Origin of the sequence: Cryobacterium sp. TMT1-62, from assembly GCF_004403145.1 — a bacterium.
Classification (GTDB): domain Bacteria; phylum Actinomycetota; class Actinomycetes; order Actinomycetales; family Microbacteriaceae; genus Cryobacterium; species Cryobacterium sandaracinum.
Map to the genome: position 1 here is coordinate 65,765 of NZ_SOGZ01000049.1, position 24,465 is coordinate 90,229.

Annotated in this window: 24 protein-coding genes and 1 pseudogene; 4 read left to right on the forward strand and 21 right to left on the reverse strand. The window is 65.3% G+C overall.

Features of this window, described 5'->3' with window-relative positions:
* Positions 1–60 precede the first annotated feature (60 nt).
* Both E3T34_RS15155 and E3T34_RS16795 read left to right on the forward strand, forming a co-directional pair.
* The gene (locus tag E3T34_RS15155; RefSeq protein WP_134343450.1) at positions 61–291 is read left to right on the forward strand and encodes a hypothetical protein; all 231 of its coding nucleotides are present in this window, start codon (positions 61–63) and stop codon (positions 289–291) included.
* A 72-nt stretch (positions 292–363) separates the two neighbouring features.
* A pseudogene (locus E3T34_RS16795) lies at positions 364–453 on the forward strand (GMC oxidoreductase); the annotation flags it as partial.
* A gap of 78 nt (positions 454–531) precedes the next feature.
* Here the strand turns inward: E3T34_RS16795 and E3T34_RS15165 are convergent.
* The 6 genes from E3T34_RS15165 to E3T34_RS15190 all read right to left on the reverse strand — a co-directional run bounded on the left by E3T34_RS15165 (position 532) and on the right by E3T34_RS15190 (position 7,076).
* Positions 532–1,674, reverse strand: coding sequence for a glutathione-independent formaldehyde dehydrogenase (locus E3T34_RS15165; RefSeq protein ID WP_134343463.1), 1,143 nt, complete (start codon positions 1,672–1,674; stop codon positions 532–534).
* 383 nt (positions 1,675–2,057) lie between these two features.
* Complete coding sequence (locus tag E3T34_RS15170; RefSeq protein ID WP_255570946.1) at positions 2,058–2,870, reverse strand: aldose 1-epimerase family protein; 813 nt, start codon at positions 2,868–2,870, stop codon at positions 2,058–2,060.
* A 10-nt stretch (positions 2,871–2,880) separates the two neighbouring features.
* The gene (locus E3T34_RS15175; protein ID WP_104102419.1) at positions 2,881–3,819 is read right to left on the reverse strand and encodes a glycoside hydrolase family 43 protein; all 939 of its coding nucleotides are present in this window, start codon (positions 3,817–3,819) and stop codon (positions 2,881–2,883) included.
* Between the two features lie 54 nt (positions 3,820–3,873).
* Positions 3,874–4,752, reverse strand: coding sequence for a carbohydrate ABC transporter permease (locus E3T34_RS15180; protein WP_233191484.1), 879 nt, complete (start codon positions 4,750–4,752; stop codon positions 3,874–3,876).
* A complete protein-coding gene (locus tag E3T34_RS15185; RefSeq protein ID WP_241973064.1) occupies positions 4,749–5,672 on the reverse strand; it encodes a carbohydrate ABC transporter permease in 924 nt (307 codons plus the stop codon). The genes E3T34_RS15180 and E3T34_RS15185 overlap by 4 nt, the downstream gene beginning before the upstream one ends.
* A gap of 96 nt (positions 5,673–5,768) precedes the next feature.
* Entirely contained in the window at positions 5,769–7,076 is a 1,308-nt protein-coding gene (locus E3T34_RS15190; RefSeq protein ID WP_134343452.1) for an ABC transporter substrate-binding protein, read from the reverse strand.
* Positions 7,077–7,291: 215 nt separating this feature from the next.
* On the opposite strand from E3T34_RS15190, the gene E3T34_RS15195 reads away from it, so the two are divergent.
* Complete coding sequence (locus E3T34_RS15195; RefSeq protein ID WP_104102425.1) at positions 7,292–8,305, forward strand: LacI family DNA-binding transcriptional regulator; 1,014 nt, start codon at positions 7,292–7,294, stop codon at positions 8,303–8,305.
* Positions 8,302–10,239 carry a glycoside hydrolase family 2 protein gene (locus E3T34_RS15200; RefSeq protein WP_370327736.1) on the forward strand — a complete coding sequence of 646 codons (1,938 nt, stop codon included), beginning with the start codon at positions 8,302–8,304 and terminating at the stop codon, positions 10,237–10,239. The genes E3T34_RS15195 and E3T34_RS15200 overlap by 4 nt, the downstream gene beginning before the upstream one ends.
* Positions 10,240–10,896: 657 nt before the next feature.
* On the opposite strand, the gene cls is transcribed toward E3T34_RS15200, so the two are convergent.
* The 15 genes from cls to tilS form a co-directional block, all read right to left on the reverse strand.
* Positions 10,897–12,360, reverse strand: coding sequence for a cardiolipin synthase (gene cls / locus E3T34_RS15205; RefSeq protein ID WP_104102434.1), 1,464 nt, complete (start codon positions 12,358–12,360; stop codon positions 10,897–10,899).
* Between the two features lie 6 nt (positions 12,361–12,366).
* Positions 12,367–12,543: a hypothetical protein gene (locus E3T34_RS15945; RefSeq protein WP_166784554.1), complete on the reverse strand. Its 177-nt coding sequence runs from the start codon at positions 12,541–12,543 to the stop codon at positions 12,367–12,369.
* A 238-nt stretch (positions 12,544–12,781) separates the two neighbouring features.
* Entirely contained in the window at positions 12,782–14,317 is a 1,536-nt protein-coding gene (gene lysS / locus E3T34_RS15210; protein WP_104102437.1) for a lysine--tRNA ligase, read from the reverse strand.
* 132 nt (positions 14,318–14,449) lie between these two features.
* Positions 14,450–15,349: a pantoate--beta-alanine ligase gene (gene panC, locus E3T34_RS15215; protein ID WP_241977429.1), complete on the reverse strand. Its 900-nt coding sequence runs from the start codon at positions 15,347–15,349 to the stop codon at positions 14,450–14,452.
* Between the two features lie 32 nt (positions 15,350–15,381).
* Positions 15,382–16,140, reverse strand: a complete 759-nt coding sequence (locus E3T34_RS15220; protein ID WP_104102442.1) for a Rossmann-like and DUF2520 domain-containing protein — start codon at positions 16,138–16,140, stop codon at positions 15,382–15,384.
* On the reverse strand, positions 16,137–17,735 hold the full coding sequence (locus E3T34_RS15225; RefSeq protein ID WP_134343454.1) for a PH domain-containing protein: 1,599 nt from the start codon (positions 17,733–17,735) through the stop codon (positions 16,137–16,139). The genes E3T34_RS15220 and E3T34_RS15225 overlap by 4 nt, the downstream gene beginning before the upstream one ends.
* Positions 17,732–18,259: a PH domain-containing protein gene (locus tag E3T34_RS15230; RefSeq protein WP_104102447.1), complete on the reverse strand. Its 528-nt coding sequence runs from the start codon at positions 18,257–18,259 to the stop codon at positions 17,732–17,734. The genes E3T34_RS15225 and E3T34_RS15230 overlap by 4 nt, the downstream gene beginning before the upstream one ends.
* Positions 18,222–18,692, reverse strand: coding sequence for a DUF3180 domain-containing protein (locus E3T34_RS15235; RefSeq protein WP_104102450.1), 471 nt, complete (start codon positions 18,690–18,692; stop codon positions 18,222–18,224). Before E3T34_RS15235 ends, E3T34_RS15230 begins: the two co-directional genes overlap by 38 nt.
* On the reverse strand, positions 18,689–19,213 hold the full coding sequence (folK, locus tag E3T34_RS15240) for a 2-amino-4-hydroxy-6-hydroxymethyldihydropteridine diphosphokinase (protein WP_104102453.1): 525 nt from the start codon (positions 19,211–19,213) through the stop codon (positions 18,689–18,691). The genes E3T34_RS15235 and folK overlap by 4 nt, the downstream gene beginning before the upstream one ends.
* Positions 19,210–19,575: a dihydroneopterin aldolase gene (gene folB, locus E3T34_RS15245; RefSeq protein ID WP_104102455.1), complete on the reverse strand. Its 366-nt coding sequence runs from the start codon at positions 19,573–19,575 to the stop codon at positions 19,210–19,212. The genes folK and folB overlap by 4 nt, the downstream gene beginning before the upstream one ends.
* Entirely contained in the window at positions 19,572–20,366 is a 795-nt protein-coding gene (folP, locus tag E3T34_RS15250; RefSeq protein ID WP_134343466.1) for a dihydropteroate synthase, read from the reverse strand. Before folP ends, folB begins: the two co-directional genes overlap by 4 nt.
* 20 nt (positions 20,367–20,386) lie before the next feature.
* A complete protein-coding gene (gene folE, locus E3T34_RS15255; protein WP_134343455.1) occupies positions 20,387–20,956 on the reverse strand; it encodes a GTP cyclohydrolase I FolE in 570 nt (189 codons plus the stop codon).
* 8 nt (positions 20,957–20,964) lie between these two features.
* The gene (ftsH, locus tag E3T34_RS15260; RefSeq protein ID WP_134343456.1) at positions 20,965–22,974 is read right to left on the reverse strand and encodes an ATP-dependent zinc metalloprotease FtsH; all 2,010 of its coding nucleotides are present in this window, start codon (positions 22,972–22,974) and stop codon (positions 20,965–20,967) included.
* A gap of 66 nt (positions 22,975–23,040) precedes the next feature.
* A complete protein-coding gene (hpt, locus tag E3T34_RS15265) occupies positions 23,041–23,592 on the reverse strand; it encodes a hypoxanthine phosphoribosyltransferase (protein ID WP_104102464.1) in 552 nt (183 codons plus the stop codon).
* Positions 23,573–24,465: tRNA lysidine(34) synthetase TilS (tilS, locus tag E3T34_RS15270; protein ID WP_134343457.1), on the reverse strand; the 893-nt coding region annotated here is incomplete at its 5' end. The genes hpt and tilS, both read right to left, overlap by 20 nt.

The following is a 24,465-nucleotide window of genomic DNA, read 5'->3' on the forward strand; positions in this document are numbered from 1 at the left end:
GCTCCGACCTCGTCGCCTTCGGCCGATTTCGGAAGGTGTGGCGGGCGATCTCGATCGCACGTGGCGGCCTCGTCGGCCGAACAGGTGGTGACCTCGGATGCGTTCGCCACCGCCTGGGAAGAGGCGCTGCGACTCAGCCAGACGCAGATCATCGCCGCGCTGCAGGCCGCCAGCTGTGCCGACCGCATCATCCTCCTGGCCGATGGTCGCGTGGTCGATGACCGCGGCCGGTCCACCGCCGCGCAAATCGGCACCATGTTGCCGAGCATGGAAGCACGATCGGCGTGGTGAGACGACGGAGGGCCTTGATCCGGGGCACCGACGGTCCGATGACGGTCGGGCCGCTGCCCCCCGGAATTGCGGGTGCACGGAATCGTCGGACTGCGTGTCGCAGACGCCTCGATTATGCCCTCGGCAATGTCCGGCAACACGGATGCCGCCGTCGTCGCCATCGCGGAACGCGCTGCTGCCCTCATCCCGGGTAGCCGTGCGGCGGCGCACGCGCGGATACCCAACGAAGGATCGGTTGGCCTACTCCGGCTTGAGGATGACTTTGGTCCAACCGTTGGTGCGTTCGCCAAAGTTCTTGTAGGCATCCGCGGCTTTGCTGAGGGGGATCTCGTGGGAAACGATCCAGGATGGCTTGGCTTTGCCCGCGGCGATCAGGTCGCGCAACTGCCGATTGTACTTCTTCACCGGGCATTGTCCGCTGCCTATGCTTTGACCCTTGAGCCACTGCAGGCCATAATCAATGGCAAGTTTGCCCTGCTTGGCGTTATCGTCGAAGCCGCCGGGATCTGCCGGAAGGAAGACTCCGACAACGCCGATTCCCCCGGTGATGCGCACGGACTGGATCAGCCGATTCAGAGTCATGGCGGGATCTTCGGTGCCCTGGGGGTCGTGGGCCTGATAACCCACGCATTCACACCCCCGGTCCGCGCCGATACCCTTGGTCTGGTCCAAAACGAACTCAACCGGGTCCATCTTCGAGTCATCAATGGCGATCGCACCGATCTGCTCGGCGAGGGCCAGCCGGTCAGGGCGTCGATCCACGACCCAGACTTTACTCGCGCCCTTGATCGTGGCGGACAGGGCGGCCATCAGTCCGACTGGACCCGCACCGTAAATCACGACCGTGTCACCGGGGATCACTCCGGCCATCTCGGTAGCGTGGTAACCGGTAGGGAAAATGTCCGACAGCATCACGTAATCGTTTTGCTTTTCTACCGCGTCTTCACCCAGGCGCAAGCAGTTGTTATCGCCGTAGGGCACACGCAGCATTTGGGCCTGCCCGCCGGGATACGGACCCATGCCAGCGAAGCCGTAGGCGGCGCCCGCGCCGACCGGGTTTGGTTGAGTGGTCATGCAGTAGTTCGTGAAACCGCGTTCGCAATTCTTGCAAAACCCGCAGGAAATATTGAATGGCAGCACGACCCGATCGCCGACCTTGACGGCGTCGACGCCGTTTCCGATCTCGATGACCTCACCCATGTTCTCGTGACCAAAGGTGCGCCCGACTTCGAAATCGGTGCGTCCCTCGTACATGTGCAAATCGGAACCGCAAATATTTGTCGCTGTGATGCGAACAAGAACGTCAGTGGGGCGTTCGATCTTGGCATCCGGAACGTCTTCAACGTTGACCGCGTTGGGGCCTTTATAAACGACTGCTTTCATTTCTTTCACTCCCTAAATTTTGACCATGAAAGACGGAAGATCCGCCCTCACTTTCGGAGGTGCATTTACGGTGAATGTCCGGGCAGAGTCTCAGGCTGCGCGGAAAATGTGCATGTCCCAGATCTATCACGATCGCACATGACCCGCCACTGCGAGGATGCGACCGAATTCGGGTTGCGCATTGCCCCCTGCCAGCGTCAGGGGTGCCTCGTCGACACCACGAGGTGGGCACCGAGGTGGGCACCGAGGCATTCGCTCTTACGACGGAACGGCCGCTAGCCGTTCGGCTATCGGGCGTTCAGCAACCCCCGCGTCAGAACGTATGTGAAATCGTCGGTCAAGCGCTATTGTGCCGGTTTGGTCATTCGGCGACGCGAGTCGCGTCAATTCCGGAGCGGTCTGCATAGCTGGTCGATTGCACGAACCGTCCAGGAGGCGCGCGTTGAGCCGGATGGCTCAAGAACGTTCAGGTTCATTCCAGAGTTGAACGCATCCGGCGGACAGGTCATTGGTTCAACGGCGAGTCCAATTCTGTCGATCGAGGGTACTAATTGATCAGCCGTATGCACCTGAACCCACGGGCATTCGGGACCCCAGATCATTTCCACTCCACTGCCCGCGGTCGTCGTCAATCGAAGTGTCGCCATGCCTTCATCGTCCCGGTCGAAGCCAGTGAATCCATGGTCGATGGAGGTGTCATCGATAGTCCGCGGCGTGCGGAAGTCAAACACGGCAAGATCACCAGCATCGAGATCACAGAGGTGAAGGGGTATGAGGCGGTCATGAGTCACGGTCAGGATTCGCTGGGCTGCGAGCTCCAGCGTCCAGTCGTTGACGCGGCCATCGCCGGCAACAAGGTACGGGTGCGGAGCGACGCCAAAAGGGGCGGCATTTGGACCGGCATTCACTGCCGTAACTGCCGTTCGAAGGCCACCGGCGTCAAGCGCAAAATCCACCTCCAGCGTCACCCGGTGGGGGTATCCAGGCTGCGCTTCGACGGTTGCCGCGAGGACGAGCCGATCGGCCGCCTGCCTGACCACTGCAAAGTTCAACCAGGACACGAGTCCATGGAGAGCGTGACCCCTCGACGGCTCGGTGATGCTGAGCTGTTGCTCGACACCACCGAATGTGTACTTTCCATCCACGACTCGGTTCGGCCACGGCGCCAGGATGGCGCCGCGAAAGAAAGGTCGCACCCCAATTGGGTTACTCGGGGGTCAGGACCCGAGGAATGTCGGCGTCCCATTCGGTCTCGGCAACGTGAAGTGCGCGGTACGTGTAGTCCGTGTCCCACCCGTGGAAGACGAGATAGTCCTTGCCATTCAGACCAAAGACCAGGTCTTGGCCACCAGGGCCGCGATATAGGCCCCCCGACCCTTCGGTCGAGAGGATCGGACCCGTTTCCTTCGTCCACGGGCCATCGATTGAGGCAGCCGTTGCAGCACCGACCGCATATCGGTCGTCTCCGTAAGAGTTAGCGGAGTAGAGCATCAGGAGTCCTGTACCTCGGACCACAATGGTGGGAGCCTCGATAAGGTTGCCCTCCCAATCCTCGGTTTGCTTCAGGATCCTGATGGGATCGCCCGTGATGCTGAGCCCGTCGGGAGAGAGCGTGGCCGCCTGAATCCAGGTGTCGAGGTCGCAACAGTTACCGTCATTTTTCCAGACGAGGTACAAGGCGTCGTCGATGAGCACGGTGCTTGCATCGATCGCGCCGCCTTCGTCTTCTGGACAGATGATCATGGCGTCGCTCTGAACGATGAACGGTCCGGCCGGGTCGCTGGCAGTGGCTACACCAATGCACTGCAGCGTTGGCGCAAAATTCGTCGCCGTGAAGTACATGACGAATGAATCATCGGCGAGTCTCGTCACCTCAGGCGCCCAGGTCTTTCCCGGAATAATCCAGCTTGGGAGATCCGGCAACGCGTCCGGTAACACCTCCCAATCGAGGAGATCGGTGGAGGAGGCGACCTGCACGTTGCGGTTGTTGTCGTTGGTGGCATACGCGAAATAAGTGCCGTCGACCTCCACCACGTCGGGGTCTGCGAAATTCGTGTTGAGTACCGCAGCGCCTGCTGCGGCAGACGCCGGAGGTGCCGAGTGCTCCGGAGCCGCCGTGCAGCCACTCACCGCGAAGGCGGTCATGATGGCTCCAGCCACACACGCTACCGCTGCGCGGCGAGCAGAGGTCAACACGTGCTATCCCTTCACTCCGGAGCGAGAAACGCCCTCGATGATAAAGCGCTGAAGGAAGATGAACAGCGCCAGCACGGGCACGCTCGCGACAACCGCGCCGGCCATCAAAAGGTCGTAGCGCACCGCATTTGCGGACTGAAGCGTGGACAGTCCAGCTGGCAGTGTTTGTATCTCCGGGCTGAACAAGACGTAGACGGGCCAGAGGAAGTCGTTCCAGTTGCCGAGGAAGGCGAGCAGCGCGAGTGTTGCAAGTGCGGGTTTGGCGAGCGGCAGAACCACTTGCATGAAGATGACGAATCGGTTCGCCCCATCGAGCCGGGCGGCCTCCTCTAACTCGATCGGCAGGCCGACGAAGAACTGTCGCATGAAGAACACTCCGAATGCGGACGCCGCCGTGGGAATGATGATCGCGACGAGCGAGTTGAGCCACCCCAGTTCGCTCACGATGAGGTAGTTGGGAATCACCAGGATTACCGGCGGCACCAGCAATGTCGCGACGATGATGACGAAGACGAAATTCTTGCCGCGAAACTGCATTCGTGCGAGCGGATACGCCGCCAATGACGCCGTGACGACGACGAGCGTGGCATTGAGGGCGGCTGCGACCATGCTGTTTGCGAACCATTGCAGCACCGGAGTCGCAGTCCCGGGAGCGAGGATAGACGCGAAAGCTTGTACGGAAATTGGATTGGGAATCCACGCCGGTGGAATAGCCGTTGCGTCAGCCCGGGTCTTGAAGCTGGTCACGATCATGAAGATGATCGGGCTGATGAACGCGATTGCGATCGCGCCGAGAACGACGACCCTAGTGATTGTGCCACTCCGTCGACGTGCACTGCGTGCACGGGAACCTGCACTGATCCTGGTCGTGAGAGCGTTCACGAGCGCACCTCCTTCTTGAGCTTCTTGGGCTGTTTCTCGCGAAAGATGTAGAAGACAAAAGCACTGATCGCCATGAGGAATACGGTCAGTACATAACTCATCGCTGCGGCGCTGCCCATCTGAAAGTTGCGCAGACCCGCGTCGGCGATCTGATATATGGCCGTGCGCGTTTCACGTCCGGGGCCGCCCTGAGTCATGAGATAGGACTGGCCAAACATGTTGGCGGATGCAAGAAGGGTGATGATCGTGATGAACGAGAGGATGGGCTTGAGCCCGGGGATCGTCACGTGCAGGAACTGCATCCACGGTCCGGCCCCATCAACACGTGCGGCTTCGTAGAGTTCGATCGGGATGTCCTGAAGGCCGGCAAGGTAAATGACGGCGTTGAATCCGAGCGTCCACCAGACGGTCACTCCCACGAGCGCGACCCAGGCCGCGGGCGTCGTTGTTGTCCAAGCGGTGTCATCCGGAAGTCCTAGGAGTCCCAGATAGTGGTTCACCAGCCCGATGTTGTTGTCGAGCAGGTATCGCCACAGCACCGAGATGACGGCGACGCCGAGTACGTAGGGGGCGAAGTAGATTGCTCGGAGAAAGTCCCGTCCGGGAAACTTCCTGCTCATGAGTAAGGCAACGGCGAGCGGGACGATCAGGAGCAATGGCACGCTGAGTACCGTGAAGATGCCGGTGGCCCGCATGGACCCCCAGAACGGGCCAAAAACCGTCGATCCGGGTGAGAACAAGGCGACGTAGTTGTCGAGGCCGACAAAGGGTTTGTTCGGCAACGTGTAGTCCCAGGAATGAAGACTGATCCACACCCCTAAAACTGCCGGTAGGACGACGAAGCTGCCAAACAGAAGCAGGTAGGGGGCAAGGAATAGCCAGGGGGTGGCTATCCCCTGCCGCCGAGTGCCCGCTCGCACTCCACGATTTTTCTGCGACTCCGGGTCGGAGGCCGAGGGGCGGCCCCCCCCCTTCCCCATGGGGAGGGCGCGCTCACCGACCTTCGTCGACACTGGTCAGTCCCCGAACGAGGCTTTGTTGTCGGCCATGAGTTTCGTCGCCGTGCCGGCGGCTTTTTTGAGCGCGTCACTCGGCGTCGTCGTTCCCTGAACCCCGTCGGCGACTGCGATTTCGAGGGTCTCGGCCTGAACCCCACCGATCCCGGGAATGGGCGGCAAGAAACGCATCGAATCGATCGTTGCCGCGATTGCTTCCTGCGGCAGGCCGTCGAGGGCACCCGCATCACGCACCGACTGGCGAGCGGGGATCATGCCCGAGCTCGCCCACTCGGCGGACTGCTCGCTCATCCAGGCGATGAACACCTTCGATGCGTTGACCTTGTTCTGGTCGGCGTTTGCCTGGCGGGGAAGGAAGAAGTTATGGGAGTTGGCCCATACGGCATCCGTGTCACCAATTGTGGGGACCGGAGCGACCGCGTAAGGCAGACCGGACTCGGCGAGATCGTTGATCTGCCAGATGCCGTCCCATGTGATCGAGGTCTCACCATTCTTGAAGGCGACGTACTGAGAGTCGATGGCGACGTCACTCGGGCTGTAACCGTCGTCCACGATGGAGCGCTGCCACTCAAGTGCCTCTACCCCGGCTGCTGAATCAAACGTTGCCCCGTCGTCACCATATGGTTCACCGTCGTTCTGCCACAGCACGGAGAGGTTCATGAGGTGGCTCGGCCACCGCGTCGGCATCCAGAATGGAGTTTCGTACCCAGCTGCTTTGAGCTTGTCGAGCGCCTCCTGGAAGGAAGCCGCGTCGGTCGGGGCCCCTTCGATCCCAGCGGCGGCGAAATGTTCGGTGTTGTAGTACATGGCCAGTGAATGCACATCGAGCGGAATGCCGTATCGGGCGTCCTTATAGACGCCGGCATTCCAGACTTCGTCGCTGAAGTCATCTGACGTGAGACCCAAGTCCTCAGCGAGATCGTCGATCGGTACTATGACGTTTCGCGCGGCATTCGACGCGAGCTGGTCCAGGTGCATCACGCCGACGTCGGGACCCTCGCCGGCGGTCACCGCTGCGGGCAGTCTCTGGTAGAAGTCGGTCCACTGCATCGTGTTCGAGACAACCGTGATGTTGTCATGCTCAGCATTGAAGTCGGACACCATCTTCTCCATGAACGGACCGTCCCCGCCGGTGAAGCCGTTCCAGTAGGACAGCTCCACTTCAGGTCCGGTGTATTCACCGGTGAAGGGCTCACTCGCCGCCTGCCCGGTTCCGCCCGCAGAGCATCCGGCCAGTACCAGCATGAGTGCGGCACCGAGAGCTGTGGCCCCAATCACTCGCCGCCCCAGGAAGTCTTTCTGCTTCATGATCGTTCGTCCTCCTCATCGAAAACATCGCTCCGCGACTCATGCGCGAAGCGGGCCGCCCATTCCCCGCACCAATCGGAGCGGCAGACGAGCGCCTTCCGTCAATGTACAGCGCTAGAAAGATGTTTGTCTAGTCTGCGAGGATCCGCGACAAACACCGTTTCCAGCGCCTGGCCACAGTCGCCTTAGGATGGACCGGACGGGACGGGACAAACATGGCAAGGGTTCGACTAATAGACGTCGCGGAGCTCGCGGGCGTATCCATGAAGACCGTCTCAAACGTCGTTCACAACTATCCTCACGTGGCCCCGGCGCTCCGCGAGAAGGTGCAAGCGGCAATTGACCAGCTCGGCTACCGACCCAACCTTACGGCGCGGCGTCTGGCTACCGGAAGAACCGGAATGATCGCCCTGGCAATCCCCGAAATCGACCACCCGTACTTTTCGGAACTCTCCCGTCACATTGCCGAAGAAGCAACTCGACGAGGATACCGAGTCATCATCGAGCAGACCTTGAGCGATCCCGTCGCGGAACGGGCGGTACTCAGCGATCGGGAGGCTGGGCTGGTCGACGGCGTGATCTTTCACCCCGTCCGCATGGAATCGCTCGACATTGCGAAGCTCGATCCTGGCACTCCGCTGGTCTTGCTCGGCGAGGCGGCCATGCCTGTCATGACAGACCACGTGATGATCGACAACATCTCGGCCGCTCTCGATGCCACGCGGCACCTCTTAGCGAGAGGATGTCGACGCATCGCTTTTCTCGGTGTCATAGCGGCGGACATCACTGGTTCGACGAATCAGCGCCTTCTCGGCTACCAACAGGGTCTCCTGGAGGCCGGGGTCCAGCTGGATCCTGAGCTGGTATTCACGGCCTTGGAATTCACGGCTGAAGCAGGCCTTCGTTCGGTTGCCGAGGCGATTGAGCGCGGGGTGTGTTTTGACGGCGTGGTCAGCCGCGACGACCGGTTTGCGATCGGAGCATTGAAAGCCCTCCATGATTCCGGGCGATCGGTACCCGCAGATGTGGCCGTGGTCGGTTGGGACAACACCTTCCTGGCCGCGTACACGTCCCCGACACTCACCTCCGTGGCGCCGAGGAAGACCGCTATCGCCGCGGCTGCTTTCGATCTCCTCGAGGAACGAATCGCTGGATACCGGGGGGTTGGCCGCCACAGGATCGTGGGGCATTCACTCGAGGTGCGCGAGAGCGCTCCATTTGCTCCTTGACGCCTCGACCGACACTCAGACTTTACAGCGCTGTAATTTGGCGGCATGATTGCGGTATGTCGCGTTCTCTCCCGATTTCTGCCAGTGCCCAGGGTGGCGTGTATCCCCGCCCGCAACTTGTCCGCCCGAATTGGCACGATCTCGCCGGCGAGTGGGCATTCGAACACGACGATCACGACATCGGCAGAAGCGAGAAGTGGTTCGCAAACCCTGCACACCTTGGCCGGGTCATCACTGTTCCGTTTCCGCCTGAGTCGGAGATGTCAGGAATCGCCGAGCCGGGCTTCCATCCCGTTGTCTGGTATTCCCGCATCATCAGCCCCGAAGACGTGGCCGCGAGCGGACTGTCCCGCGGGCGTGACCGAGTGGTGTTGCATTTTGGGGCGGTCGACTACCGCGCATCTGTGTGGATCGATGGCCAGTTCATCGGGTCTCACGAGGGCGGCCAGACGCCATTCTCCTTTGACATCACCGAAGCTCTGTCGCCCCAAGAGGACTGCGTGCTCGTGGTTCGTGCCGAGGATGACCCCCACGACGTAGCTCAGCCGCGGGGCAAACAGGATTGGCTTGAGGATGCGCACGTCATTTGGTACCACCGCACTACGGGGATTTGGCAACCGGTCTGGCTCGAGTCTGTGCCGGATCAGCGCATCACGGCACTGCGTTGGATTCCAAACGTGCCGGCTGGGGACGTCGCGATCGAGGTGGAGCTGACGCGGCGACCGGCGCCGAGCGTTACTGTTCAGGTGGAACTGTCCATCGCGGGCGAAATTCTCGCCCGGCAGTCTTTCTTGGCCGTTGAGCCGCGATCACAGGCAACCATTCAGATTTCTCGGCAGGCGAACGGTCAGGCCTGTGAAGCTCTCCTCTGGTCACCGGAAAACCCACGACTGATTGACGCGCATGTCTCGATCATTGCTGACGACGGAAGCATTCTCGACGAGTCCTTCTCCTATTTCGGGCTTCGCAGCGTCGGTGTCGCGGGCGGCAGGTTCCTGCTCAATGACCGACCGTACTTCGTACGATCGGTGCTGGAGCAGGGCTACTGGCCGCAGTCGCACCTCGCTGCGCCCTCGGCCGAAGCTCTGCGAGCCGAAGTGGAACTCATCAAGGCCCTCGGGTTCAACGCCGCGAGAATCCATGAAAAGGTCGAGGACCCTCGATTCCTCTATTGGGCGGACCGGCTCGGCTTGCTCATTTGGGGTGAAATGGGCAGCACCTACGAGTTCTCTTCGGAGGCAGTATCGCGAGTCACCCGCGAATGGACCGAAGTAGTGCGCCGCGACCGATCGCATCCGTCAATCGTCACCTGGGTTCCCCTCAACGAGAGTTGGGGTGTTCAACAGATCGCACACGACGACGCCCAGTTGAGCTTCGCCCAGTCGCTCTACCACCTGACTCGCGCGCTCGATCCGAGCCGCCCCGTCATCTCCAATGACGGCTGGGAACACGCCATATCTGACATCCTCACAATCCACGACTATGCGGGCACGGCCGAGCAGCTCGACGCCAATTACAAGGACATCGACGCCATCCGATCCCTCGTTGCGGGTATGGGTCCGGCAGGGCGTCGCCTGCAGCTCATCCCCCGCGAAGTCGATGGCCAGTCGATCATGGTCACTGAATTCGGCGGGGTCAGCTTCGCGCCCGATGCTGCCGATGACTCGTGGGGCTACACGACAGCGACAAGCCATGAGGACTTCGAAAATCGTGTATCAGGTCTCGTGGGAAGCCTTCGGGACAACCCGCTCCTCTCGGGCTTTTGTTACACCCAGCTGACGGACACAATGCAGGAGACCAACGGCCTGACCGACGCGAACCGGGAGCCCAAACTGCCGATCGCCGTCATTCGCAGCATCGTATCCGGGGAGAACGCACCCCTTCCCCGGGTGGCGCGGGTCGCTGCGTCGAGCCTGCACCCAGCCACCGGCTGAGGACACCTGCGACCGGCTCCACGCACTCGGTCTCAGTGAGTGCACGCAGGTATTGAGATCGGGCGTGGAGTTGTGCCTCTGCTCGAGTTTCAGCGAGTCCGACGACGGCCGCACAGGCGGCCGTGGCGACGATGTCCAGCAGGAACCCGGAGACGGCGCTTTCGAACCGCGCGCCCCGGGTTCGGAACCAGCCAAGTCGACCGGCATAAAACCCCTGTGCGGGAGAAAGATTTGTGCGATCACCTCGACCCGGATCTGCATCGCCAGGTGAGCCAGGAAGAAAACCAGAGCGATCACGCCGTCAGAACGGATGCTCCGCAGCACCGTGAGCAAGAACATGAACGTGGCGAGAATGAGCGGAAGCGTACTATGCACACACGCCTCTGCACGGGCACCGGCCAAAAACACGTTTCACCCGCGCCCCCGAACGAATTCGACGGAGATTTTGGCAAAAGCGGTTAGGTTAGCTTGAAAAACTTCCCTCTTTCCCAAAATCTCCGTCGAATTGGTTCACCACCGAACCGAGCTCCTGGTCGTGCGGTCTCCGGCTCGTGAACGCCTGTTGGGCACGTCGCGCATCGTCGAGGGAGTGCCCCCTCGACCACCGCCGAATTGGGTGAGGCGAGGTGCCGGGGCTCGGAGCCGAGCCGGACGCCGCTACTGCACCGCGGAGGTCAGCCGGGCGAGATTGTCGAGCACCGTGGAGCGCAGCGGCTGCTTCATCCATTCCGCCAGGGTGAGTTCACGGCTGTCCTCCCGGTAGCCGTCTTCCACCGCCCGCAACTGCTGCACGAAGGAGCGTCCGCGCACCATCATCGATACCTCGAAGTTGAGGCTGAACGAGCGCATGTCCATGTTGCTCGACCCGATCACGGCCACCTCGTCGTCGATCGTGAAATGCTTGGCGTGCAGCACGTAGGGAGCCTTGTACAGGTAGATCTTCACGCCCGCCCGAAGCAGCTCCTCATAGTAGGAGCGCTGCGCGTGGTAGACGAGGGCCTGATCGCCGACCTCGGAAACGAACAGCTCCACCCGCAGCCCGCGCTGAGTGGCCGTCGTGATGGCGTACATGATCGACTCGTCTGGCACGAAGTACGGGCTCGTGATGATGATGCGCTCCTGTGCATAGTAGAGCAGAGCGAGGAACAGACGCAGGTTGTTCTCGCCCTCGAAGCCGGGTCCGCTGGGCACGACCTGGCAGTCCAGGGAGTGCGGCACAACCTCGGTTGACACCGGCTGGATGTCCCGGGTCAGAAGGTCGTTGGTCTCGCTGTACCAGTCGGTGATGAAAATCGCGTTGAGACCCGACACGATCGGTCCCTCGACCCGCGTCATCAGGTCTTTCCACTTCAGGCCGCGACGGATGTTCCCCGGCATGTTGTACGTGCGGTCGATGACGTTCTGCGACCCCATGTAACCGACCGTGCCGTCGATGATCAGCACCTTACGGTGGTTGCGCAGATCCGGCCGTTGCCACTTTCCCTTGAGCGGCTGCAGCGGCAGCAGGAGCTCCCACTTCACGCCGGAGTCGGTGAGCCGGCGCAGCGTCTCGCGGTAGCCGAGCTTGCGCATCGACTGGATATGATCCATCAACACGCGCACGGTCACGCCGCGCTTGACGGCGTTTTCGAGGGCGTCGAAGAATGGTGCCGTGGTCGGATCCAGGGAAAGAATGTAGAACTCGACGTGCACGAAATTGAGGGCCCGATCGATGTCCGTGACCATCTCGGCGAACGTGCCCTCATAGTCGCCGAGCAGGCGGGCCTCGTTGCCGCCGACCAGCGGCATCGCCCCCAGATTGCGGTTGAGTTCGACGACCGAGTCGAGCCAGAGCGGCCACGGATGATCGCGACGCACCTGATCGATTCCCTCGGTGCTGTCGAGGATGAACTGGTTGATCTCCTCCTGCATTTCCAGTCGCTTTTTCGGCAGGGTTCGGTAGCCGATGAGCAGGAAGAGTAAGGCGCCGATGAAGGGCAGGAAGAAGATCGTTAGCAGCCACGCCATGCCCGATGTCGGCCGACGGTTGCGAGGAACGACGACGATTGCCACCACGCGAATGGAGAAATCGACCACCAGGGCGATCACGAGGATGATGGTCGAGATGTCGATGCCGAACATTCGGTGCTACGTAACCGGTTTATCGAGCCCGAGCTTGGCGCGCTCTTCCGCCTCGATCCGGGCGTAGACCTTACGCTCCGTGCGGTCCGCCCGCACGATGGAACGCATCACGATCCAAAAGATCAGCCCGACGGCGACGGTGGGCAGGAGCGCCCAGAAAGCGCTGACCCAGAAGTTATCCATGATGTCTCCAACGATACGGGAAAACGGCGGGCGGGCGCGCGGCGTTTACGTGTTCAGCAGCCCTGCGATACCGGTTCCGATTGCGTAGATCCCGGTTCCCCCGACGCCGACCCAGATCGAGATTTCGAGCAGGGACGGACGACGACGGACGCGCGGGATCGGTTGGCCGGGCACAGGCTCGCCGGGCACAGGCTCGCCGGGCACAGGCTCGCGAGGCGGATTCGACCTCATCGGATGATCATTTCACCAGTGGGAACAGGATGGTCTCCCGGATTCCCAGCCCGGACAGCGCCATCAGCAAACGGTCGATGCCCATGCCCATGCCGCCGGTCGGCGGCATCCCGTGCTCGAGGGCCCGCAGGAATTCCTCGTCGAGGCGCATGGCCTCGGGGTCGCCGCCGGCGGCGAGGCGCGCCTGTTCGACGAAGCGCTCACGCTGCACGACCGGGTCGACGAGCTCGGAGTAGCCGGTGGCCAGCTCGAAGCCGCGCACGTACAGGTCCCACTTCTCGACCACCCCGGCCACACCGCGGTGGCCGCGCACGAGCGGGCTGGTGTCGATCGGGAAGTCCAGCACGAACGTGGGGCGGGTCAGGCCGCCCTTCACGAAGTGCTCCCACAGCTCCTCGACGTACTTGCCGTGGATGGGGTGGTCGATATCGAGCCCCTCCGTGTCGGCGAGCACCTTCAAGTCGGCGAGCGGGGTGGCCGGCGAGATCACGTAGCCCACGGCCGCGGACAGGCTGTCGTACATGCCGATGCGGTCCCAGTCGCCGCCCAGGTCGAATTCGGTGCCGTCGGCCCAGGTCACCACGTGCGAGCCGGCGATGGCGAACGCGGCATCCTGAATCAGTTTCTGGGTGAGGTCGGCGATCGAGTTGTAGTCGCCGTAAGCCTCGTAGGCCTCCAGCATCGCGAACTCCGGCGAGTGGGTGGAGTCGGCGCCCTCGTTGCGGAAGTTGCGGTTGATCTCGTAGACCCGGTCGATGCCGCCGACCACGGCGCGCTTGAGGAACAGCTCCGGCGCGATCCGCAGGAAGAGGTCGGTGTCGAACGCATTGCTGTGGGTCGTGAACGGGCGAGCGGATGCGCCACCGTGCATGACCTGCAGCATCGGCGTCTCAATCTCGATGAAGCCCAGCTCCGTGAAGGTGCGGCGCAGGCTAGCGACGGTCTGCGAGCGCTGGATCACGCTGCGGCGGGCCTGCTCGCGAATGATCAAGTCGAGGTACCGACTGCGCACGCGGGTCTCCTCGCTGAGCGCGGTGTGCAGGTTCGGCAGCGGCAGCAGCGCCTTGGCGGCGACCTGCCACTCCGACGCCATGACGGAGAGCTCGCCGCGGCGGGAGGAGATGACCTCGCCGGAGACGAAGAGGTGGTCGCCGAGGTCGACGAGGTCTTTCCAATCGGCGAGGGATTCCTCCCCCACCGCCCCCAGGGAGATCATGGCCTGGATGCGGCTGCCGTCCCCGGACTGCAGGCTCGCGAAACAGAGCTTGCCGGTATTGCGCAGGTGCACGACGCGGCCGGCGAGGCCGACGATGACGCCGGTGACGGCATCCGCTTCGAGGTCGCCGAACTGCGCACGCACGGCGGGGATCGTGTCGGTGACGGGCACGGACACCGGGTAGGCGCCGCCGGCGGGACTGGTCGCGGCGGCGTTCAACCGGTCACGCTTGGCCAGGCGCACGACCTTCTGCTCGTTGGTCTCGGCCTCCGCCGCTGCGGCGGCCACGATTTCGGCCTCGGTCGGTGCTGGGTTCTGCTCGCTCATGCGGTTCTCCGTGGCAGGTGGCGGCCGGGCGATGCCCGTCGCTCCCGCGCGTGCTCATTGATGTGACGACGTGTTGATGAAAGGTCGGGCTGGTGAGGGTCTGGCTGGTGACGGTCGTGCGGGTGGTGCGGCCTAGGGAAGGTCCAGGGCCACGTTGTCGATCAGCCGGGTGTGGCCGACCAGCGCGGCGACCAGCATGCGGGCCGGGCCGTGATGCTCGCCCCCGACCGGAAGGAAGGTCCGCGGGTCGACGACAACGAGATAGTCCAGTTTAACCAGCGGCTGCACGTCGATCCGCGCGTGGGCGGCCTGCAGTGCGGCGCCGACCCCCTGGGCGGCGACGGATGCTGCGGCCTCGAGCCCCGCGGACAGCGCCCGGGCGGCGGCGCGCTGCGCCGGTTCGAGCGCGCGGTTGCGGCTGGAGAGGGCGAGGCCGCCGTCTTCGCGCACGATCGGGACGACCTCGATGCGGGTGCGGAAGTTGAGGTCGGCCAGCATCCGTTCGACCAGGAAGACCTGCTGCGCGTCTTTCTGGCCGAACACGGCCACGTCGGGGCCGACGATGTTGAACAGCTTCGCAACCACCGTCAGCATGCCGTCGAAATGCCCGGGGCGCGCAGCGCCCTCGAAGAGGCTGCCGACCGCGCCGGCGACAACCCAAGTGGAAGCGGCGCCGTCCGGGTACATCAGCTGGCTGGTTGGCGCGAATACGAACGGCACGCCCTCCGCGGCCAGAGCCGCGACATCGGCCTCGAGCATGCGCGGGTAGCTGCCGAGATCTTCCCCGACCCCGAATTGCAGCGGGTTGACGAAGATCGACACCACGACGATGTCGCCGAGGCTGCGGGCCCGGCGAACCAGGGTCAGGTGCCCGGCGTGCAGGGCCCCCATGGTCGGGACCAGCACGATGCGTGGTCGCCCGAGCCCGGCCTCGCCGCGCCCGGCGCGCGCGCTCTCGATGCGGCTCTGCGCGTCGGTCAGGCGGCTCCGCAGTTCCTCGATGCTGCCGATGACTGCTGGTTTGGTGAGCACGTTCACTCGTCCTCCGGTGTGTTGCGGTTGTGTCATTCGTCGAAACCGTCCTGGTCGCGGGTGTCGAGCGCGTCCAGCGCGTCGAGCTGGGAGAGGTCGAGACGGTCGGGGCTGGTTCGGGCCAGCGCGTTCTCCATGGCGGACCGCATCAGCGGCGCGATCACCGCTCCGGGGTGCTCGATGCCGATGCCGGCCAGCAGCCCGGTGGCCTGCTCCACGATCGAGGTGGAGAACGCCGTGGCGGTGTCAACGGCCTCGGCATAGGCAGCCCGGTCGGCCTCCGCGACGATCACGGGCTCGCCGCCCATCTCCACGACCAGCGCCTGCCCGATCGGCAGCACTGGCGTGGGCGCCGTCACCGCGAAGTAGCTGTCGGCGAGGCGGGCCAGGTCGATGCTGGTGCCGGTGAAGCTCATGGCCGGGTGGATGGCCAGCGGGATTGCGCCACCGGCCAGCGCCGGGGCCAGCACCGAGGTGCCATACCGGGCCGAGGTGTGCAACACAAGCTGGCCGGCCTGCCAGGTTCCGGCGGCCGCGAGCCCGCTGACGAGGCTCTCGAGCTGGGCGTCGGGCACGGCGATGATGACCAGTTCGCTGCGCTCGACGATCTCGGGAACGGTGAGGATGGGCGCGCCCGGAAGAATCGCCTCGGCCCGGTCGCGGCTGGACTGCGAGATGGCGGAGATCCCGACGATCGCGTGGCCCGCGCCGGCGAGGGCGGCGCCGAGGATGGGACCGACCCGGCCGGCACCGATGATGCCGATTCCGAGGCGTCCGGGACGCGGCGTCATTCGATGACTCCGTTCGGTTGCTTCCAGGTGGGTTGGGCCGCGGTCGGCTGGTCCTGGATCGGCTGGTTCCAGTGGTGGCTGGTGTCGGACTGGGCCGACGAGATGGCCCCGGAGGCGATCCGGTCGAAGAAAACCAGGGCCTCTGCGGCGGCCACCACCCCGAGGTAGGCGGAGACCGGCCCGGCGACGGTGTGCAGCCGGGCGGAGGCGAGGCGCAGCATCCGGGTCACGGGGCCCTGCGAGATGGCGACGCTCTGCAACCGGGCCAGCGGCACCAGCACCAGCTCCCGCGAGATCACGCCGCGCCGGAGCAGAGCGATGCCGCCCACGACGGTGTAGCCGGTGCGGCGCCAGGAGAACGGATGCAGCCAGGCCGCCCGGCGCGGCGCGTTCGTGAAGCCGTCGTCGCCGCCCTTCGAGCGGAGGCCCCGTTCGATCAGGGCCTGCTGCTCCGCCGAGTCGAACCCGGGCAGGATCAATTCGAGCACCCGGGCGACGTCGGCGAGCGTGCCCACCGGGAGGGTTGTGGTGTTGGCCTCGCCGGCGGCACCCTGGGTGCTGGAGTGGCCGGCCGTGTTGATGCGCACCTGCCACCAGCCGAACGGGCGCCAGAGCAACGGCTGCGAGACGCCGATCGCGTGGACCCGGCCCGGCGGCAGGGTCTCGTTGCTAGTAGTGAGCAGCCCGAAGCCGACCCGCACGCCGTCGGGGGTGCCGGCGATGCTGTAGCGCAGCGACTTGATGACCCTGGTGAAATAGAAGCTGACGCTGGCGATCAGGGTGGGGATGAAGGCTACGAGCAGCCAGTCGCTGCCGCCGGCGGTCACGCCGACGATCAGGGCGATTCCGGCGAGCACGACGAAAACCGTGAAGCCGCTGAACACGACGGATCCGATCAGCCGCCCGGGCGGAATCCGCACCACCGATTCCGGCGGGGCGGCGTCGGGGTCCAGCTCGGGCGCGAAGAGATCCCGGGCCCGGTCGGCGGCGGCGGTCGCGGGAGAGAGGGGTGACGCGGGAGCGAGACCGAGACGGGAGGTCTGGGCCAGCGCGGCATCCGGGGCGGGAACGGCCTGCTGCCGCAGTCCGGACGCGAGGCGAAGGATGTCCCGTCGCAGCTGGTCGGCCAGGGTCGAACCCAGGTAGGCCAGTTGCACATTGGCGTCCTGACCGGCCACGCTGACTTCGAGCTTCGCGGCGCCGATCAGGCGAGGGATGAACGGGCGCACGATGTTGACACCCTGGATGCGGTCGAGGCGGGCCCGGCGGTTGCTGCGGAAGAGCATTCCGCTACGCACCTCGACGACCTCCCCGGTGACCCGGAAGGTGTGCATGCGCCAGGACAGGTAGAAGACCGCCAGGACCAGCACAAGCACGACCGCGACCGCGAGCAGCGCCCAGCCGACGACGCCGCGCTCGAGGATCGCGTCGATCGGGTCGCCGCCGTATCTCGGCACCCCGAAGAAGACGTCGATCAGCCGCTCGCGGAGGTTGGCGATGATGAAGCCGAGCACGGCGACGATGAAGATGCCGCCGCGCAGCAGTGGGCTGGCCGGATGCAGCCGGTGCCATTCCCCGTCGGCGAGCGTGGTCACAGCCCGGCCCGGCGACTCTCGGCCAGCTCCACGAGCCGGTCGCGCAGGCTCTCCGCGTCGGCCTCGGCGAGCCCCGGGATGAGCACCCCCGACGAGGCCGCCGCGGTCACGAATTTGAGGTCGGCCAGACCCAGCCAGCGCGCGATCGGGCCGCGCGTGATATCGACCAGCTGCATCCGCCCGTAAGGGACGGACACGAACCGGGTGAACATGATGCCCCGGCGGAAGAGCAGGTCGTCGCGTCGCAGTTGATAGCCGATGGCCCGCACCCGGCGCGGTTCGAAGGCGACACTGGCCCCGGTGATCAACACGATCGCGCCGATCACGTAGAGCGCCCACTGCACGTCGAGAAGCAGCCACACCGCCGCGGCCATGGCCGTGAGCACCAGTCCGAAGACGATCGTGCCGACCGTCTCCACCACCACATAACGCGGGGAGACGCGCTTCCACTCCTCCACGTCGGGGAGGTCCAGTCCTACAGCCGCGTCAGGCACGCACTTCTCCCTGCTCTTGATCGTCGTCATCGGGGGGAAGCGTGCAGAAGTGCTCGGCCACGAGCCCCAGGGTCAGAAGGATCCCGGCACCTACCGCCGTCCCGATTGCAGGCCATAACGATGTTACCGCCGGCACGACCGAGCGGGTCAGGATGTAGAGCACGATTCCCAGTCCGCCGCCGAGAAGCAGCGCCCCGCTCAGCGCCGACGCCTTCGCCAGCAGCGCCACCCGGATGGCCAGGAACGGGTTGACGTGTTTCCGCACCGTGCCGCGAATGGCCTGACGGATCGGCCAGGCCAGCGCCAGGACGCCGATCCCGATCGCGATCAACGCGATCGGCAGGGTGGCCGGGGGCAGGAACATCGCCGAGCCGCCGGCCGCGGCGGCCAGCTCGAGCAGGAACACGACGACCAGGCCGGCCAGACCCAGGGCGATCAGCGCCGACGGCTGCGTACGTTTCACCGGTTGCCGCCCGCGGACGGCAGTGCGGGGTACCGCTGCACGGTGGTGTTGATCGCGCCGAGCAGCGCGCGCACCGGGCCGCGGCCCGGCAGCACTGCGGCCGGGTCGAGGTCCAACCACGGGGCCAGCACGAAGTCGCGCTCGGCGGCCCGCTGGTGCGGGATGGTCAGGCGCTCGTCGTGCAGCGAGGCCGTTCCGAAGACGATGATATCGATGTCGAGGGTGCGGTCGCCCCAGCGTTCGACCCGCACCCGACCGTGGTCGTTCTCGATGGCGTTCACCGCGTCGAGCAGGGTGTGCGGGTGCCCGGTGTAACGGATGCCGACCACCAGGTTCAGATAGCGCGGTGCCTCGTCGTCGACGCCGCCGACCTTCACCGCGGCGGACTCGTAGACCGGGGAGACGCCGGTCAGCTCGAGCCCGGGCACCTGCTCCAGCGCGTCGATCGCCGCGGTGAGGGTGGCCATGCGGTCGCCGAGATTGCTGCCCAGGGCGAGCAGCGCCGGGGTCGCGTCGGTCATGCGCGCGTCCGCACGATCTGCACCGCGACATCCGTGAACGGTACGGAGATCGGTGCCTGTGGTTTGTGCACCGTCACCTGCACCGTGTCGGCGGCGTCGTGCGCCAGCACCGCAACGGCGATGCGCTCGGCGACGGTTTCGATCAGGTCGACCGGGTTGTGCCGGGCAGCATCCGTCACTTCCACGGCGAGCTCGCCGTAGTGGATGGTCTGCGTCACATCGTCGCTCGCGGCGGCACGCCGCAGGTCGAGCCAAACCGTTACGTCGATGACGAAGTCCTGTCCGTTTTCCCGCTCGAAGTCGTAGACGCCGTGGTGCGCGTTGACCCGCAGGCCGGTGAGCGTGATGGAGTCGCTTCTCATGGTTCCATTCTGGCGGAATCCGCCAGTGCCAGCACATTCAGTGCCGTTCGCGTCGCCGCGACGTCGTGCACGCGCACCGCCCAGGCGCCGGCCTGCGCGGCCAGCACGCTGACCACGGCGGTCGGCAGATCGCGTTCCAGCACGCCCGCGTCGGCCGGGAGCACCCCGGCGAGGAACCGCTTGCGAGAGGCACCGACCATGACCGGGAACCCCAGGTCGGCGAAGGCGTCCAGGTGGGCCAGCAAACGCCAGTTGTGCTCGGGCAGCTTCGAGAAGCCGAGCCCCGGGTCGAGCACGATCTTCTCCGGCGGCAGGCCATCCGCGGTGAGCATGTCGACCCGCGCAACCAGCTCGGCCCGCACCTCGGCGACGACGTCGCCATAGACAGCGAGGTCGTCCATCTTCGGGGCATGCGCCCGCCAGTGCATGGCGACGTAGGTCAGCCCGCTGCGTGCGGCGAGGGATGCCATCAGCGGGTCCGCCAGGCCGCCGGAGACGTCGTTGATGATCTGCGCCCCGGCGGCGGCCGCGGCGGCCGCGGTGCTCGAATTGAGGGTGTCGACACTGATCGAAAGCCCCTGCCGGGCGAGTTCGCTGATCACCGGGATCACCCGGGACTGCTCCTCGGCGGGCGCGACCCGGCCGGCGCCGGGGCGCGTGGACTCGCCGCCCACGTCGATCAGGTCGGCTCCCTGGGACTGCAGGTCGAGAGCGTGGATGATCGCGGCATCCGTCGATGCCCACCGGCCGCCGTCGCTGAAGGAATCCGGTGTGACGTTGAGCACCCCCATGATCAGGGTGCGCGGCCGGGTCACCGGCCGGAGCCGATCAGGGCCATGATCTCGGCGCGCTTCACGGGTTCGGCGAGGGACCCGCGGCTGGCCATCGTGACGGTCGAGCTGGCGGTCTGGCGCGAACCGCGGGCGGTCACGCAGCCGTGCACGGCGTCGAGCACGACCAGTACGCCGAGCGGTGCGAGCCCGATTTGGAGCGCCTCGGCGATCTCCTCGGTGAGGCGTTCCTGCATCTGGGGCCGGGCGGCGATCGTGTCGACGACAGCCGGCAGCTTGCCCAGACCCACGACCCGTTCGTTCGGCACGTAGGCAAGGTGGGCGATGCCGAGGAAGGGCAGCAGGTGATGTTCGCAGACGGAGCGGAAGGCGATGTCGCGCAGGAGCACCAGTTCACCCGTGTGCGGGCCCACCGGGATCGTGTCACGCAGGTGGTCGACCGGGTCCACCGCCAGCCCGGCGAAGAGCTCACCGTAGGATTCGGCCACCCGGCGAGGGGTCGCCCTGAGGCCCGGACGGGCGGGATCTTCACCGATTGCGGCGAGGATCTCGGCGACCGCGGCTTCGATCCGAACCCTGTCCACTGCCACCCGGGGGCCTACGCGGTGGCAGGACGAGGGGTACGGGCCGGCGCGCGGGCCGGAGTGCGCGCGGCGGTCTCGCCAGCGGTACTGCCATCGGCGACTCCGCTCTCGATGAGGGCCTTGGGGGTCGGCATCGCGATGGGCGGCAGGTCGGAGACCGGACGCTTGTCACTGGACAGCCACTGCGGCCGCGGGGGCAGCTTGACGACGCCCGTGAAGAGCCCGGCCAGCGCGTGCTGGTCGAGCGTCTCGTGCTCGAGCAGCTCGGCGGCCAGTTCATCGAGGATGGCCCGGTTCGTGATCAGCACCTGGTAAGCCTCGTCGTGCGCGTCTTCAAGCAGCTGGCGCACTTCGGCGTCGACGCTTTCGGCGACCCGCTCGGAGTAGTCCCGCTGGTGGCCCATGTCGCGGCCGAGGAAAACCTCACCGGAACCCTGCCCGAGCTTGAGCGGGCCGACAGCCGAGCTCATGCCGAACTCGGTGACCATCTTGCGCGCGGTCGAGGTGGCCTTCTCGATGTCGTTCGAGGCGCCGGTGGTCGGGTCGTGGAAGATGATCTCCTCGGCCACCCGACCGCCCATTGCGTAGGCGAGCTGGTCGAGTAGTTCGTTGCGGGTGACGGAGTAGCGGTCTTCGACCGGCATAACCATCGTGTAGCCGAGGGCGCGGCCGCGGGGCAGGATCGTGATCTTGGTGACCGGGTCGGTGTTGCGCATTGCGGTCGCCACGAGCGCGTGGCCGCCCTCGTGGTACGCGGTGATCAGCTTCTCTTTGTCACGCATGACACGGCTGCGGCGCTGCGGACCGGCCATCACGCGGTCGACTGCCTCGTCGAGGGCGCGGTTGTCGATCAGCTGCGCGTTGGAACGCGCGGTGAGCAGCGCGGCCTCGTTGAGAACGTTGGCCAAATCGGCGCCGGTGAAGCCGGGCGTCTTGCGCGCCAGCACCTCGAGGTCGACGCCGGGAGCCATCGGCTTGCCCTTGGAGTGCACCTCCAGGATGCGCTTGCGACCGAGCATGTCGGGCGCGTCCACGCCGATCTGACGGTCGAAGCGACCGGGGCGTAGCAGCGCCGGGTCGAGGATGTCGGGCCGGTTGGTGGCCGCGATGAGAATGACGTTCGCCTTGACGTCGAAGCCGTCCATCTCGACCAGCAGCTGGTTGAGGGTCTGCTCGCGCTCGTCGTGCCCGCCGCCCATGCCGGCGCCGCGGTGACGGCCAACGGCGTCGATCTCATCGATGAAGATGATGGCCGGGGCGTTTTCCTTGGCCTGCTGGAACAGGTCGCGCACGCGGCTCGCGCCGACGCCGACGAACATTTCCACGAAGTCGGAGCCCGAGATCGCGTAGAACGGCACGTTGGCCTCGCCGGCCACGGCCCGGGCGAGGAGGGTCTTACCGGTTCCGGGAGGGCCGTAGAGCAGAACGCCCTTGGGGATGCGCGCCCCGACGGCCTGGAACTTCGCCGGCTCCTTGAGGAAATCTTTGATCTCCTCGAGCTCCTCGATGGCCTCGTCGGCGCCCGCGACATCCGCGAACGTCACCTGGGGGCTCTCCTTGGATACCAGCTTGGCCTTCGACTTGCCAAACTGCATCACCTTGTTGCCGCCACCCTGCATGCCGGCGAGCATGAACCAGAAGAAAGCGCCGATCAGGAGCAGGGGCAGCATGATGCCGAGCAGCGACAGGATCCAGCTGGACTTCGGCACCTCGTCGGTGAAGCCGTCGGCCGGATTGGCAGTGGTGACGGCCGTGATGACCTCTTCGCCACGCGGGGCGACGTAGTAGAACTGGACCTCGCTACCGAGGTCTTTATCCGCCTTGGTCAGGGTGAGGTCGACGCGCTGCTCGCCGTCGACGATCGTGGCCTCGGAAACCTTCCCGTCTTTCAGGAACTCCAGTCCCTGTTGGGTCGGAATCTCTTTGAATCCCGACATGGTAATGAGACTCGACCCTACCCACACAGCAACAATCGCCAGGAGAATGTAGAGGAGCGGCCCGCGCAGTAGCTTCTTGACGTTCATCGTGGTGACAGGCTACCGTGACCGCGCTGGACGAAGACCGTGTGTTCGCCCAAAGCGCTACCAGGCTCAACTGTAGATGTGCGGGGCGAGAACGCCCACCGAGCGCAGGTTGCGGTAGCGTTCGTCGAAGTCGAGACCGTAGCCCACGACAAACTGGTTCGGAATGTCGAAACCGAGGTATTTCACGTCGATGTCGACGCGAGCGGCATCCGGCTTGCGCAGCAGGGCGCAGATTTCAACGGATTCCGGGCCGCGAGACTTCAGGTTGGACAGCAGCCACGAGAGCGTCAGACCGGAGTCGATGATGTCCTCGACGATGAGCACGTTGCGGCCGAGCAGGTCGGTGTCGAGATCCTTCAGGATGCGCACGACGCCGCTGGACTGCGTGCCGGACCCGTAGGAGCTGACCGCCATCCAGTCCATCGTGATCGGGTGCACGAGTTCGCGCGCCAGATCGGCCATGACCATGACCGCTCCTTTGAGCACGCCGACCAGCAACAGGTCCCTGCCGGCATAGTCCGCCTCAATCAGGCGGCACAGCTCTGCGAGCCGGGTGCGGATCTGCTCCTCCTCGATCAGAATCTCGGTGAGGTCGCCTTCAATGTCGCGGGGTTCCATGGGAGCGGGAGGGTCCTTTACTCGGGGCGTGTCCAGGCGCGGTCAATATCAGCCAGCCGTCCTGCCGTATAACCCTAACGCCTGGCAGGTCAAGCGGCTTCTGCCCGTGCCAGTCGGTGACCAGGCGCAGCACGGCCAGCGTGTGCACGCGTTCCAGGGACACCCCGAACTCCCGTTCGACCGAGAATCGGATGATCCGCTGGCGCACCGCGGGCGGATTCGTCTCGAGCCGGCTCGCGTCCAGCCGGATTCCGGCGCCGTCGGCAGAGTCGCTGAGCGGTTCGCTCAGCTGCTCGCTGAGACCACGGGCCATGTCGTCGAGCGCGCTCGAGTCCTCGCGCAGCTGCCCGGCCGTGCGCACGAGTGCTTCGGCCACGCCGGGCCCCAGCTCCCGCTCGAGTACGGGCAGCACGGTCTGGCGTACCCGCACCCGCTGGAAGCGGGGGTCGTCGTTGTGCGGGTCCTGCCAGGGGTGCAGGCCGGCATCCACGCAGAATTGCCGGGTCCGGGCGCGACGGATGCCCAGCAGCGGCCGCAGAATCGGCCCGCCGACCGGCTTCATTCCCTGCAGGCTTGTGGGGCCCGATCCCCGGGCAAGGCCGAGTAGCACGGTCTCGGCCTGATCGTCGAGTGTGTGCCCGAGGAGGATGTGGCTCGCGCCGGTCTCCCGCCGCGCCTGGTCGAAGGCCGCGTACCGAGCGGTGCGGGCGGAGGCCTCCGGACCGCCGGCATCCGTGCCGTGGTCGACCGTGACCCGAAGAACGAGAACCGGGTCGAGGCCGAGTTCCCGCGCCTGCCCGGCCGCGGCCGCCGCGACGCCGGCCGAGCCGGCCTGCAGGGCGTGGTCGACGATGACCGCCCCGGCGCGCAGGC

Coding starts and splice junctions, on each gene's coding strand:
- E3T34_RS15175 (WP_104102419.1), bottom strand. CDS start 3,819: ATGACCGCCTTCGCGGTGAGTGGCTGCACGGCGGCTCCGGAGCACTCG.
- hpt (WP_104102464.1), bottom strand. CDS start 23,592: ATGGAACCCCGCGACATTGAAGGCGACCTCACCGAGATTCTGATCGAG.
- lysS (WP_104102437.1), bottom strand. CDS start 14,317: ATGAGCGAGCAGAACCCAGCACCGACCGAGGCCGAAATCGTGGCCGCC.
- E3T34_RS15230 (WP_104102447.1), bottom strand. CDS start 18,259: ATGACGACGATCAAGAGCAGGGAGAAGTGCGTGCCTGACGCGGCTGTA.
- folP (WP_134343466.1), bottom strand. CDS start 20,366: ATGGGGGTGCTCAACGTCACACCGGATTCCTTCAGCGACGGCGGCCGG.
- E3T34_RS15220 (WP_104102442.1), bottom strand. CDS start 16,140: ATGACGCCGCGTCCCGGACGCCTCGGAATCGGCATCATCGGTGCCGGC.
- E3T34_RS15165 (WP_134343463.1), bottom strand. CDS start 1,674: ATGAAAGCAGTCGTTTATAAAGGCCCCAACGCGGTCAACGTTGAAGAC.
- E3T34_RS15190 (WP_134343452.1), bottom strand. CDS start 7,076: ATGAAGCAGAAAGACTTCCTGGGGCGGCGAGTGATTGGGGCCACAGCT.
- E3T34_RS15945 (WP_166784554.1), bottom strand. CDS start 12,543: ATGGATAACTTCTGGGTCAGCGCTTTCTGGGCGCTCCTGCCCACCGTC.
- folB (WP_104102455.1), bottom strand. CDS start 19,575: ATGAGAAGCGACTCCATCACGCTCACCGGCCTGCGGGTCAACGCGCAC.
- E3T34_RS15195 (WP_104102425.1), top strand. CDS start 7,292: ATGGCAAGGGTTCGACTAATAGACGTCGCGGAGCTCGCGGGCGTATCC.
- folK (WP_104102453.1), bottom strand. CDS start 19,213: ATGACCGACGCGACCCCGGCGCTGCTCGCCCTGGGCAGCAATCTCGGC.
- ftsH (WP_134343456.1), bottom strand. CDS start 22,974: ATGAACGTCAAGAAGCTACTGCGCGGGCCGCTCCTCTACATTCTCCTG.
- cls (WP_104102434.1), bottom strand. CDS start 12,360: ATGTTCGGCATCGACATCTCGACCATCATCCTCGTGATCGCCCTGGTG.